The sequence below is a fragment of the Citrobacter sp. Cpo148 genome (genome assembly GCF_030332375.1).
Taxonomy (GTDB): Bacteria; Pseudomonadota; Gammaproteobacteria; order Enterobacterales; family Enterobacteriaceae; genus Citrobacter; species Citrobacter portucalensis.
Genome location: NZ_JAOWHY010000050.1, coordinates 292,160 through 304,359, shown reverse-complemented (window position 1 = coordinate 304,359; position 12,200 = coordinate 292,160). Strand labels below are relative to the sequence as shown.

The following is a 12,200-nucleotide window of genomic DNA, read 5'->3' as shown; positions in this document are numbered from 1 at the left end:
CTGAAATTTGCCCAGTCTGGAGAATTGAAATGCGTGGGGATTTTTACAAACAGTTAACGAACGATCTCGAAACCGCACGTGCGGAAGGATTGTTTAAAGAAGAACGCATTATTACATCTGCCCAGCAGGCGGATATCACCGTGGCGGATGGAAGCCACGTTATTAACTTTTGTGCGAACAACTATCTGGGACTGGCTAACCATCCGGAACTGATTGCAGCGGCAAAAGCGGGTATGGATTCTCACGGATTTGGTATGGCTTCGGTTCGCTTTATTTGCGGTACCCAGGACAGCCATAAACAACTGGAGCAAAAACTGGCGGCATTCCTCGGTATGGAAGATGCCATCCTTTACTCTTCTTGCTTCGACGCCAACGGTGGCCTGTTTGAAACGCTGTTGGGCGCAGAAGACGCAATTATTTCCGATGCCCTGAACCACGCTTCTATCATTGATGGTGTGCGTCTGTGTAAAGCAAAACGTTTCCGTTACGCCAACAACGATATGGTGGAACTGGAAGCTCGCCTGAAAGAAGCGCGTGAAGCAGGCGCTCGTCATATCCTGATCGCCACTGATGGCGTGTTCTCTATGGATGGGGTAATCGCTAACCTGAAAGGCGTTTGCGATCTGGCGGATAAATACGACGCGCTGGTCATGGTTGATGATTCCCATGCCGTCGGTTTTGTCGGCGAAAATGGTCGTGGCTCCCATGAATACTGTGACGTGATGGGTCGCGTGGACATCATCACCGGTACGCTGGGTAAAGCACTCGGCGGCGCATCCGGTGGTTACACCGCAGCGCGCAAAGAAGTTGTTGAGTGGCTGCGTCAGCGTTCCCGCCCTTATTTGTTCTCCAACTCACTGGCACCGGCGATTGTTGCGGCTTCCATTAAAGTGCTGGAAATGGTTGAAGCTGGCAGCGAGCTGCGCGATCGCCTGTGGGCGAATGCACGTCAGTTCCGCGAGCAAATGTCTGCCGCAGGCTTTACGTTAGCCGGTGCGGATCACGCGATCATCCCGGTTATGCTGGGTGATGCAGTAGTGGCGCAGGCATTCGCCCGCGAACTGCAAAAAGAGGGGATTTACGTTACCGGATTCTTTTATCCGGTGGTTCCAAAAGGCCAGGCGCGTATCCGTACCCAGATGTCTGCGGCGCATACCCCTGAGCAGATTACGCGTGCTGTTGAGGCGTTCACACGCATTGGTAAACAACTGGGCGTTATTGCCTGAGGATGTGAAATGAAAGCGTTATCCAAACTGAAAGCGGAAGAGGGCATTTGGATGACCGACGTTCCTGAACCGGAAGTCGGTCATAACGATTTGCTGATTAAAATCCGTAAAACAGCCATCTGCGGGACTGACGTTCACATTTATAACTGGGATGAATGGTCGCAAAAAACCATCCCGGTACCGATGGTCGTTGGGCATGAATATGTCGGCGAAGTTGTTGGCATCGGTCAGGAAGTTAAAGGCTTTAAAATCGGCGATCGCGTTTCAGGCGAAGGTCATATCACCTGCGGGCATTGCCGTAACTGCCGCGGTGGGCGTACTCACCTCTGCCGCAATACGACCGGTGTCGGTGTAAACCGCCCTGGCTGCTTTGCGGAGTACCTGGTGATCCCGGCATTTAACGCATTTAAAATCCCGGACAATATCTCCGACGACCTGGCGTCTATCTTCGATCCGTTCGGTAATGCAGTGCACACGGCGCTGTCGTTCGATCTGGTTGGGGAAGATGTGCTGGTTTCCGGTGCGGGTCCAATCGGTATTATGGCGGCAGCGGTCGCGAAGCATGTTGGCGCACGCCACGTGGTGATCACCGACGTTAATGAGTATCGCCTTGAGCTGGCGCGCAAAATGGGTATCACCCGCGCGGTCAACGTGTCGAAAGAGAATCTGACCGACGTGATGGCTGAACTGGGTATGACCGAAGGGTTTGATGTGGGCCTGGAGATGTCCGGGGCGCCGCCAGCGTTTCGCGCCATGCTGGACACCATGAACCACGGTGGCCGTATTGCTATGCTGGGTATTCCGCCATCTGATATGTCAATCGATTGGACCAAAGTTATCTTTAAGGGGCTGTTTATTAAAGGTATCTACGGTCGTGAGATGTTTGAAACCTGGTACAAAATGGCTGCACTGATCCAGTCTGGTCTGGATTTGTCGCCGATCATCACCCATCGATTCTCCATCGATGAATTCCAGCAGGGCTTTGACGCGATGCGTTCAGGCCAGTCAGGGAAAGTGATCCTGAGCTGGGATTGAAAGCTTGATCTGTATTAACCAACGGCCAGATTATTTGATCTGGCCGTATACATAATAAATGTTATTTACCACGAAGCTTTCTGGATAAAGATCTTGCCGCTTCTTTGAGCCAGATGAGATTATAGACTAACCCTTTCCCTTTGATTTTAATATTATATTTTCGCTGCAACGCTAAAATATCATTAGCCTGACAAACCTTTATGTTTCCCTTACAAGATAAGTCGATAATTCTTAATTCACCGCTTGGTGTACGAATGAAGTTTCCTGGGTGGATATCATTAGATGCCAACCCGACTTTATGAAGGCGCAGAACGCACTGCTTCACTTCATCGGCATTCTTAGGGCTAATTTCTTTTAAGGGAGTACCTTCAATATATTCATGAATAGTATAAACATCATGGCACTGGCGAAAACGTGTTTTCTCAGCAGCATAATAGAGATCGGCAGTACAGATGCGCATTTCCGGGGAGAGCTTGTCCAGCTTCTTGATGAGCCTGGAATAGAAGGGACCTGAGATAAAATTCTGCATTTTTTTCTCAAATCGAGGATCAACTTCACGGTCGTTTTTGATGATAAATTTTTGTGAGTTGTACTCGACCAACTCCACGCTGCGCAATGCGTTACCACTGCTCAACGGTTTGCCACTGATTTCTTTATTTATATACTTACTCATCAGTAAGTTAAGGTCGATATTGGTTTCTTTACAATATACCGTATAACCTTTTTCATGTGTCTTACTGATGGCCATCACTTTCCTCAATATCAGTGTACATAATGCGTTAATTTATAGCGATATAGTATACAGGTTGCGCCTCTCAATATGTAGACGATCTGAGCTTTCACAATCCGCTGAACTCAGGTTTCGTATAGCATTTTCTCATACTGGCTGCTTTCGCCGTGTCGCTTCTGGTGGTAAAACGTTCCAAGCTTAATAATTCCTTAATGAAACTGTAGTAAAAGTCATCAGCGTAATGACAACCTTGGGTTAGCTGATGAGAAACTGCACAAATATGTTGAGTGTTATTATTCCGTTATATAACGTGGGTGATAGTTTTCGGGATTGCATGGAATCGTTGATCGCACAGACATGGACTGCGCTAGAGATCATCATTGTGAATGATGGTTCAACGGATAACTCTGTTGATATTGCGAAACATTATGCGGATAACTATCCCCATGTACGGTTGTTGCATCAGGCTAACGCAGGGGCATCCGTAGCGCGTAACCGCGGCCTGGAAGCGGCCAAAGGGGAATATGTTGCATTTGTCGATGCCGATGACCTGGTTTATCCCAATATGTACGAAACACTGATGACCATGGCGATTCAGGATGACCTGGATTTAGCTCAGTGTAATTCCGACTGGTGCATTCTTGAAACGGGGCACACCTGGCAATCAATACCGACGGCTCGTCTTCGGTCTACGGGGGTGTTGACCGGCCCTGACTGGTTACGTATGGCGTTGGCTTCACGCCGCTGGACACATGTGGTCTGGATGGGAATTTATCGCCGGGATATTATTGAGAAAAATAAAATAAAATTTATTCCGGGGTTACATCATCAGGATATTGTCTGGACGACGGAGTTTATGTTTAACGCTGTACGTGTGCGATACACCGAGCAATCTTTATATAAATACTTCTTACATGATCAATCAATCAGCCGTCTTAAACGACAAGGTTTAAAAAATCTCAACTACCAGCGGCACTATATTAAAATTACGCGGTTATTGGCTAGGCTGAATCGTGAATATGCCGATCGGATTACTATTTATCCGGAATTTCATCAGCAAGTCACCTATGAAGCATTACGCGTATGCCATGCAGTCCGGAAAGAACAGGATGTGCATATTCGTCAGCGTATGATCGCAGAGATTTTTGTCTCTGGTATGTATAAGCGCATGATAACTAACGTACGCAGTGCCAAAGTATTGTACCAGGCACTGCTATGGTCATTCCGTCTCTGGAAATGGCGAGATAAAACATCGTCGCCTTCTCGTATTGCACGTAAAACGCTTAATCTACGTTAGCGTTCATAGTGCCGGGAGAGGATGTATTTCCCCAGCCCTGCCACTGCAGGCGCATATACTGCACCAGCGTGCTTTGGGTGATGCTTTCGCCGAGCACGCTGAAGAAGCGGCTGGCGTACACCGGCTCTAACGGCTGTTTCGGTTTGCATAATTTCACCCCGCGGAAAGGATTACGCGGCGCATCAGGCGTACCGTTCTTCGGTGGTGTGAGGTTTGGTCTGGAGGTATCCACCTGTGGTTCATTGAGCAAACTGCTTGGGCGAACCAGCGTGATGTCGGCTGGCAGGCTATACAGCATCTGCTGCAGGACGCGAACCGTAGACGGGTGAGGGTGGCCAATGGCGATTGCGGAACCGTTGCGGCGCGCAAGCTCGACGGCACGATTAAACTGACGGCGAATATCGGCTTCGTTTTGCGTGTCATCCAGGAAGACTTTGCGTTTGATGACCTTCACACCTGTGCCTGACGCTGCGCGCATTGCCTGGCTGTTACCGATGGTCATGCTGTCCAGGAAGTAGAGGTCGTAGCGTTCCAGCGCCTGCATCACCTTCTGCATGCCGAAAAGACTGGAGGTCATCGCGCTGCCCATATGGTTGTTCAGACCGACCGCATTCGGTACTTTGCTTACCGCGTCGCGAATAATCCGCTCAATCTCTTCGCTGCTCATTTCAGGGCGTAACGTGTCTTTCTCTAACGGCTGCTTGCTCAGCGGCGCCATTGGCAGATGGATCAATACTTCATGCCCGCTGTTATGCGCTTTGATTGCCATTTCACGCGCATGTGGGGCGTTAGGCAGAACGGCAACGGAGATGGTAGAAGGCATCGCCAGTACCTGGTTTTCAGTGTGTGGGCGATAGCCGAAATCATCAATGACGATGGCGAGTTTGCCAGCAAATACAGGTGTTGCGAAGGCCAGCAGACTGGCGAGAGAGAGTAGTAGACGACGAAATTGTTGTGGCAAAACTTATCTTCCCAACCACGGCTGTGGATTGACCGCCTGACCCTGGCGACGAATTTCGAAATAGAGTGCCGGCCTGCCCTGACCGCCGCTGCTACCCACAAGTGCTATAGGCTGCCCGGCGCGAACCTGCGTACCGACGCTGACCAGTGCGCTCTGGTTATAACCGTACAGGCTCATATCGCCTTTACCGTGTTCAACGACGACCACCAGGCCATAGCCCTGCAGCCAGTCCGCCAGAATGACACGACCATCGGCAATGGCTTTAACTTCGGTGCCCTCGGATGCACCAATAACCATCCCCTTCCAACGTAGCTCACCCTGCAGCTGTTCGCCATAACGATGTAACGTTGGACCACGAACGGGCCAGAATGCCTGACCGCGTGGCGAGCCCAAACCGCCGGTACGCGACATCAGTGATTTTTCACTTTCGGTCGGTTTATAGGTTGAGCCTTTTCGTGACGCATCCTTCTGCTTATCACGTACGGCCTGCGCCTCGCGTGCTTCACGTTCCGCACGCGCTTTGGCTGCGGCTTCGGCGCGGGCAATGCTGTTGCGCAGACGGGATTCGTTGGCGCGCATTTCGCCCAGTTGCTGTTGACCCTGTTGAATCGATGATTCCAGACTCGAAAGTGTTTTCTGACGTTCGTTACGTGCCTGTTCCAGCTTAGCCTGCTGGGCGCGCTGTTCGTACAGTAGCGTCTGCTGTTCGCTCTGCTTATCTTCCAGCTCGGCTTTTTGCGAGTCGACCTCTTCGCGGGTTTGTTTCAGCTGCGCGATGGTTTCCTGTCGCGCCTGGTTCAGATAGCCGAAATAGGCCTGCAGGCGTTGCCCACGCTGGCTTTCTTCACCGCTAAGAATGAGCTGAATGCCGGTGTGTTCGCCCTGGCGAAAAGCTGCGTCGAGTTGGGCTGCCAGGCTGCGTTCTTGCGCGGCCCGCTGTTTTTCCAGCTTCGCGAGTGCTGCGTTCATCTCTGCGATTTGCGCATTCAGCTGTGCCAGTGAGTTTTGCGTTTCGCGCAACTGCCTTGCGGCAACGGCGATGGCTTGTTCCTGAGCTTTAAGCTGAGCGAGGAGGGTGGCGCGTTGTTGTTGCTGTTGGCGTACCGCGCGTTCTTTTGCCGCGATATCAGCCTGAATAGATTTGAGCTGGTCGCGTTCGTCCGCGTGGGCGGAAAAGGCGCACAGCAATACGCCAGCGCTAAGCGCGCTGGCGTAGAACAAGGGCCTGACTGAAAACTTACGTGGTTTCACGGCCCGAGTGATGGTATTAATCGCCTTTCCCCTCATGGGGAGGGATTATTCCACGATGAACAGCGGCTTACCAGTCATCTCTTGCGGGATTTCCATACCCATCAGCGTCAGCATCGTCGGGGCGATATCAGAAAGTTTGCCGCCTTCGACTGCTTTAACGTTCTTACCACCGACATAAATCAGCGGAACGGGCAGGTTGGTGTGCGCAGTGTGCGCCTGACCGGTGGACGGATCGCGCATCTGCTCTGCGTTACCGTGGTCCGCGGTGATCAGCAACTGGCCGCCAACGGATTCAACCGCTTTCGCGACCTGTTCAACGCAGTGATCCAGCGCTTCAACCGCTTTAACCGCTGCTTCCATCACCCCGGTATGACCAACCATGTCGCCGTTCGGATAGTTACAAATGATGGTGTCGTATTTTCCGCTCTCAATCGCCGCAACCAGTTTTTCGGTCAGCTCAGCAGAGCTCATCTCCGGCTGCAGATCGTAGGTCGCAACTTTCGGCGAGTTGATCAGGATGCGGTCTTCGCCTTTGAACGGCTCTTCTACGCCGCCGTTGAAGAAGAAGGTCACGTGCGCATATTTTTCGGTTTCGGAAATACGCAACTGCGTTTTGTCGTGCTTCGCCATCCACTCTCCAAGGGTGTTAGCCAGAGATGCTGGTGGGTAAGCAACCGCAGTTTTGATGTCGGCCGCGTATTCGGTCAGCATCACAAAGTTGAGGTTAACGACTTTCTTACGGGCGAAGCCGTCGAAGTCAGCGTTAACAAACGCACGAGTGATTTCACGCGCACGGTCAGCACGGAAGTTCATGAAAATCAGCGTATCGCCGTCTTCCATGGCGGCTTCAGCCTGGCCTTCAGCACGGATCACGGTCGCTTTCACGAATTCGTCGTTTTCGTCGCGGGCATAAGCAGCCTGCAGGCCTTCAACCGCCGTAGCGAACTGGAACTCGCCTTTGGCCAACGTCATCAGGTCATAAGCCTGTTCAACGCGATCCCAACGGTTGTCGCGGTCCATCGCGTAGTAACGACCGATGATGGACGCTACGCGGCCTTTGCCCAGTGCGGCAAATTTCTCTTCGAATTTCTGCAGTGAATGTTCAGCGCTGCGCGGCGGGGTATCGCGGCCATCAAGGAAAGCGTGCAGATAGATTTTTTCCGCGCCGCGTTCAGCAGCCATTTCTACCATCGCCATGATGTGATCTTCGTGGCTGTGAACACCGCCCGCAGAGAGCAGACCCATGATGTGAACCGCTTTGCCGCTATTTTTTGCCTGGTCGACCGCATTGGTCAGCACCGGGTTAGCGAAGAAAGTACGCTCTTTAATTTCTACATCCAGACGGGTCAGGTCCTGATACACGATGCGGCCCGCGCCCAGGTTGACGTGACCGACTTCGGAGTTGCCCATCTGGCGATCGGGCAGGCCAACTTCCAGGCCAGACGCATCAATCAGGGTATGCGGACGTTTTGCCCACAGGGCATCCATTACCGGGGTTTTGGCATTAAAGATGGCGTTATCCTGGCTGTCTTCGCGATAGCCATAGCCATCCAGAATCACCAGTACCATAGGTTTTTTAGAAACCGACATTGCGACAACCTCACACTTAATAGATAAAAATAATTGCGTAATTTTACTACAGCTGAATCGATAAAGTAGCCCCGGAAGATCAAATAATCGACCAGAGCGCGCCGCAGAGGGCGTGGTTTTAGGTTTTTTTTTCCGTAGCGCCCCGCAAAAATGCAATCCAATGCACGCTCTGGCTGTATTTGCGTCAACGCGCAGGTATACTCCTTTCCTGGTTTTTTTAATCACTGAGTCGGGAGTTGTTACCCCCCATGCAAGAAATTATGCAATTTGTTAGTCGCCACCCTGTATTGAGTATCGCCTGGATTGCGTTACTGGCGGCTGTATTATTTACCACGTTTAAGAGCCTGACTTCCAAAGTGAAGGTGATTACGCGCGGAGAAGCCACACGTCTCATCAATAAAGAAGACGCCGTTGTCGTGGATTTACGTCAGCGCGACGACTTCCGCAAAGGTCATATCGCTGGCTCCACGAACCTGCTGCCGAGCGAAATCAAAGCCAACAACTTTGGCGAACTGGAAAAACACAAAAACAAACCTGTTATTGTGGTTGATGGCTCAGGCATGCAATGCCAGGATTCAGCGACTGCGCTGATCAAAGCCGGTTTTGAGCAGGTGTCTGTACTGAAAGATGGCGTAGCGGGCTGGAGTGGTGAGAATCTGCCACTGGTTCGCGGCAAGTAATTTACCCGTCTTCTTTCATGCCGCAGGGTAAAAAGAACACTGGAGATAAGTCATGGCCAATATTGAGATCTATACCAAAGCAACCTGCCCGTTTTGCCATCGCGCAAAGGCGCTGTTAAACAGCAAAGGTGTGAGTTTCCAGGAGCTTCCGATTGACGGTGATGCCGTGAAGCGTGAAGAAATGATCAAGCGCAGTGGCCGTACTACGGTTCCGCAGATTTTTATTGATGCACAGCACATTGGTGGTTGTGACGACTTGTATGCGTTGGATGCGCGTGGTGGACTGGATCCGCTGCTGCGTTAAGGCGTACCGAAGTATTTAAAGGACAACACTAAAGGGTTTTCTCAACATGTCAGAACAAAATAACACTGAAATGGCTTTCCAGATCCAACGTATTTATACCAAGGATGTGTCTTTCGAAGCGCCAAATGCACCGCATGTTTTCCAGAAAGATTGGCAGCCAGAGGTTAAACTGGATCTTGATACCGCATCTACCCAACTGGCAGATGACGTGTATGAAGTAGTGCTGCGTGTCACCGTAACGGCTTCCCTGGGTGAAGAAACTGCGTTCCTGTGCGAAGTTCAGCAGGGCGGTATTTTCTCCATCAGTGGTATCGAAGGGACTCAGATGGCGCATTGCCTGGGCGCATACTGCCCGAACATTCTGTTCCCGTATGCCCGCGAATGCATCACCAGCCTGGTTTCACGCGGTACGTTCCCGCAACTGAACCTTGCGCCGGTCAACTTTGATGCGCTGTTCATGAACTATTTACAGCAGCAGGCTGGCGAAGGTACTGAAGAACATCAGGATGCCTGATGAACCAAAGTAATGCTTCAATGACTGTGATTGGTGCCGGCTCGTACGGCACCGCTCTTGCCATCACCCTGGCAAGAAATGGCCATCAGGTTGTCCTGTGGGGCCATGATCCTAAACATATCGCGACTCTCGAGCACGATCGCTGCAACGTCGCGTTCCTTCCTGATGTGCCTTTTCCCGACACGCTGCGCCTGGAAAGTGATTTAGCCACTGCACTGGCCGCCAGTCGTAATATTCTGGTGGTGGTGCCGAGCCACGTCTTTGGCGAAGTGCTGCGTAACATCAAACCATTGATGCGTCCTTACGCACGACTGGTCTGGGCGACAAAAGGTCTGGAAGCGGAAACAGGGCGTCTGCTGCAGGACGTCGCGCGTGAAGCGCTGGGGGACTCAATTCCACTGGCGGTTATTTCCGGCCCGACGTTCGCCAAAGAGTTGGCTGCGGGCATGCCGACGGCGATTTCTTTGGCCTCGACGGACGACACCTTTGCTGACGATCTCCAGCAGTTGCTGCACTGCGGCAAAAGCTTCCGCGTATACAGCAATCCGGATTTCATTGGCGTGCAGCTTGGCGGCGCGGTGAAAAACGTCATTGCCATTGGTGCGGGGATGTCTGACGGCATCGGTTTTGGCGCGAATGCGCGAACCGCATTGATCACCCGTGGGTTGACCGAAATGTCTCGTCTTGGTGCGGCGCTGGGAGCCGATCCTGCCACCTTTATGGGGATGGCGGGTTTAGGCGATCTGGTGCTGACCTGTACCGACAACCAGTCGCGCAACCGTCGTTTTGGCATGATGCTCGGCCAAGGGATGGACGTGCAGGGTGCGCAGGACAAGATTGGCCAAGTGGTTGAAGGCTATCGCAATACGAAAGAAGTTCGTGAATTGGCGCACCGTTTTGGTGTTGAGATGCCAATAACCGAGGAAATTTATCAAGTATTGTATTGCGGAAAAAACGCGCGCGAGGCAGCATTGACGTTATTAGGCCGTGCACGCAAGGACGAGCTGAGTCGCCACTAGCTGTAAGGAACTGTTGAATATAACGACCCGATCCGCGAAGAACGGATCGGTCGTTTTGCTACCTTCTGGAGTACGCAATGCCGTGTGAAGAACTGGATATCGTCTGGAAAAACATTAAAGCGGAAGCCCGGGCACTGGCGGAATGTGAGCCAATGCTGGCCAGTTTTTACCACGCAACGCTGCTCAAGCATGAAAATCTCGGCAGTGCGCTAAGCTATATGCTGGCGAATAAACTCGCTTCTCCAATCATGCCCGCCATTGCGATTCGCGAAGTCGTAGAAGAGGCCTACGCGGCCGATCCTGAAATGATTGCCTCAGCGGCCTGCGATATTCAGGCAGTACGCACGCGTGACCCGGCTGTCGATAAATATTCCACTCCACTGCTGTATCTGAAGGGCTTTCATGCGCTTCAGGCCTACCGTATCGGTCACTGGCTGTGGCATCAGGGGCGTCAGGCGCTGGCGATCTTCCTGCAAAATCAGGTGTCCGTTACCTTCCAGGTAGATATTCATCCGGCGGCAAAAATTGGCCGTGGGATTATGCTCGATCACGCCACCGGCATTGTGGTTGGTGAAACCGCGGTGATTGAAAACGATGTCTCTATTCTGCAATCCGTTACGCTTGGCGGGACCGGTAAAGCCGGCGGTGACCGCCACCCGAAAATTCGTGAAGGCGTGATGATCGGCGCGGGAGCAAAAATTCTCGGCAACATTGAAGTCGGACGCGGCGCGAAGATTGGCGCAGGTTCGGTCGTGCTACAGCCCGTACCGCCGCATACCACCGCCGCAGGCGTACCGGCGCGCATCGTCGGTAAGCCAGACAGCGATAAGCCGTCTATGGATATGGATCAGCATTTCAACGGGATTCATCATACTTTCGAATACGGCGATGGAATCTGATTTCGAGCTATCTTACTTGTCATCTTGAACCCGGGCTGTGCTCGCCATCCTCACGTACTACGTGTACGCGCAGGTCGGCAAGCGCAGTCCGTGTCCAACCTGACTACGCCGATAACGCTCGAAAAATAACGGTAAATTCTTTCGTAGGTCGGATAAGGCGTCAGCCGCCATCCGACAAAAATCAACTACGCAATACCGCGCCGGGATAACCTAACTGGCGCCAGGCCTCATACACCACCACCGACACCGCATTCGACAGGTTCATGCTGCGACTGTCCGGCATCATCGGAATACGAATTTTTTGTTCGGCTGGCAACGCGTCGAGGATGCTGGCTGGCAGACCGCGAGTTTCCGGGCCAAACATCAGATAATCCCCATCCTGATAGCTTACCGCGCTATGCGCTGGCGTACCTTTGGTGGTCAGGGCAAACAGACGTTGCGGATTTTCTGCGGCGACGAAGGCGGCGTAATCAGGGTGGCGTAGCACAGCGGTAAATTCATGGTAATCCAGCCCCGCGCGACGCAGGCGCTTGTCGTCCCAGGTAAAGCCCATTGGCTCAATAATATGCAGACGAAAGCCGGTGTTGGCGCAAAGGCGAATAATATTGCCGGTATTTGGCGGGATTTCTGGTTCGAATAAAACGATGTTTAGCATGCTGCCCCCTTAAGTACGGGGCAGCATAGCAAATTAACG

General features: G+C 52.1%; 13 protein-coding genes. 8 read left to right on the top strand and 5 right to left on the bottom strand.

Going from position 1 to position 12,200, the window contains the following annotated elements; genetic code table 11:
* Window positions 1–29 precede the first annotated feature (29 nt).
* Both kbl and tdh read left to right on the top strand, forming a co-directional pair.
* Window positions 30–1,226: a glycine C-acetyltransferase gene (gene kbl / locus OGY10_RS22735; protein WP_191226663.1), complete on the top strand. Its 1,197-nt coding sequence runs from the start codon at window positions 30–32 to the stop codon at window positions 1,224–1,226.
* 9 nt (window positions 1,227–1,235) lie between these two features.
* On the top strand, window positions 1,236–2,261 hold the full coding sequence (gene tdh / locus OGY10_RS22730) for an L-threonine 3-dehydrogenase (RefSeq protein WP_003024132.1): 1,026 nt from the start codon (window positions 1,236–1,238) through the stop codon (window positions 2,259–2,261).
* A gap of 61 nt (window positions 2,262–2,322) precedes the next feature.
* Here the strand turns inward: tdh and rfaY are convergent, their stop codons facing one another.
* On the bottom strand, window positions 2,323–3,009 hold the full coding sequence (gene rfaY, locus OGY10_RS22725; RefSeq protein ID WP_191226664.1) for a lipopolysaccharide core heptose(II) kinase RfaY: 687 nt from the start codon (window positions 3,007–3,009) through the stop codon (window positions 2,323–2,325).
* Between the two features lie 244 nt (window positions 3,010–3,253).
* On the opposite strand from rfaY, the gene OGY10_RS22720 reads away from it, so the two are divergent.
* Window positions 3,254–4,288 (top strand): glycosyltransferase, encoded by a 1,035-nt coding sequence (locus OGY10_RS22720; RefSeq protein WP_191226665.1) that lies wholly within the window; start codon window positions 3,254–3,256, stop codon window positions 4,286–4,288.
* Here OGY10_RS22720 and OGY10_RS22715 read toward each other — a convergent pair.
* From OGY10_RS22715 to gpmM, 3 genes are read right to left on the bottom strand one after another with little or no spacing between them, the layout of a single operon-like run.
* Complete coding sequence (locus OGY10_RS22715) at window positions 4,275–5,249, bottom strand: divergent polysaccharide deacetylase family protein (RefSeq protein WP_191226666.1); 975 nt, start codon at window positions 5,247–5,249, stop codon at window positions 4,275–4,277. The two genes, OGY10_RS22720 and OGY10_RS22715, sit on opposite strands and share 14 nt — an antisense overlap.
* A gap of 3 nt (window positions 5,250–5,252) precedes the next feature.
* On the bottom strand, window positions 5,253–6,512 hold the full coding sequence (envC, locus tag OGY10_RS22710; RefSeq protein WP_231587333.1) for a murein hydrolase activator EnvC: 1,260 nt from the start codon (window positions 6,510–6,512) through the stop codon (window positions 5,253–5,255).
* A 33-nt stretch (window positions 6,513–6,545) separates the two neighbouring features.
* Complete coding sequence (gpmM, locus tag OGY10_RS22705) at window positions 6,546–8,090, bottom strand: 2,3-bisphosphoglycerate-independent phosphoglycerate mutase (protein ID WP_003827325.1); 1,545 nt, start codon at window positions 8,088–8,090, stop codon at window positions 6,546–6,548.
* Window positions 8,091–8,338: 248 nt separating this feature from the next.
* On the opposite strand from gpmM, the gene OGY10_RS22700 reads away from it, so the two are divergent.
* The 5 genes from OGY10_RS22700 to cysE all read left to right on the top strand — a co-directional run bounded on the left by OGY10_RS22700 (window position 8,339) and on the right by cysE (window position 11,506).
* On the top strand, window positions 8,339–8,770 hold the full coding sequence (locus OGY10_RS22700) for a rhodanese-like domain-containing protein (protein WP_003024148.1): 432 nt from the start codon (window positions 8,339–8,341) through the stop codon (window positions 8,768–8,770).
* A gap of 52 nt (window positions 8,771–8,822) precedes the next feature.
* Window positions 8,823–9,074 carry a glutaredoxin 3 gene (gene grxC, locus OGY10_RS22695; RefSeq protein WP_003024152.1) on the top strand — a complete coding sequence of 84 codons (252 nt, stop codon included), beginning with the start codon at window positions 8,823–8,825 and terminating at the stop codon, window positions 9,072–9,074.
* 46 nt (window positions 9,075–9,120) lie between these two features.
* Window positions 9,121–9,588, top strand: coding sequence for a protein-export chaperone SecB (gene secB, locus OGY10_RS22690; RefSeq protein ID WP_003024155.1), 468 nt, complete (start codon window positions 9,121–9,123; stop codon window positions 9,586–9,588).
* Window positions 9,588–10,607 carry an NAD(P)H-dependent glycerol-3-phosphate dehydrogenase gene (gene gpsA / locus OGY10_RS22685; RefSeq protein ID WP_286577437.1) on the top strand — a complete coding sequence of 340 codons (1,020 nt, stop codon included), beginning with the start codon at window positions 9,588–9,590 and terminating at the stop codon, window positions 10,605–10,607. Before secB ends, gpsA begins: the two co-directional genes overlap by 1 nt.
* 77 nt (window positions 10,608–10,684) lie before the next feature.
* Entirely contained in the window at window positions 10,685–11,506 is an 822-nt protein-coding gene (gene cysE / locus OGY10_RS22680; RefSeq protein WP_003024160.1) for a serine O-acetyltransferase, read from the top strand.
* Between the two features lie 181 nt (window positions 11,507–11,687).
* Here the strand turns inward: cysE and trmL are convergent, their stop codons facing one another.
* Complete coding sequence (trmL, locus tag OGY10_RS22675; RefSeq protein WP_003827329.1) at window positions 11,688–12,161, bottom strand: tRNA (uridine(34)/cytosine(34)/5-carboxymethylaminomethyluridine(34)-2'-O)-methyltransferase TrmL; 474 nt, start codon at window positions 12,159–12,161, stop codon at window positions 11,688–11,690.
* Window positions 12,162–12,200: the final 39 nt, after the last annotated feature.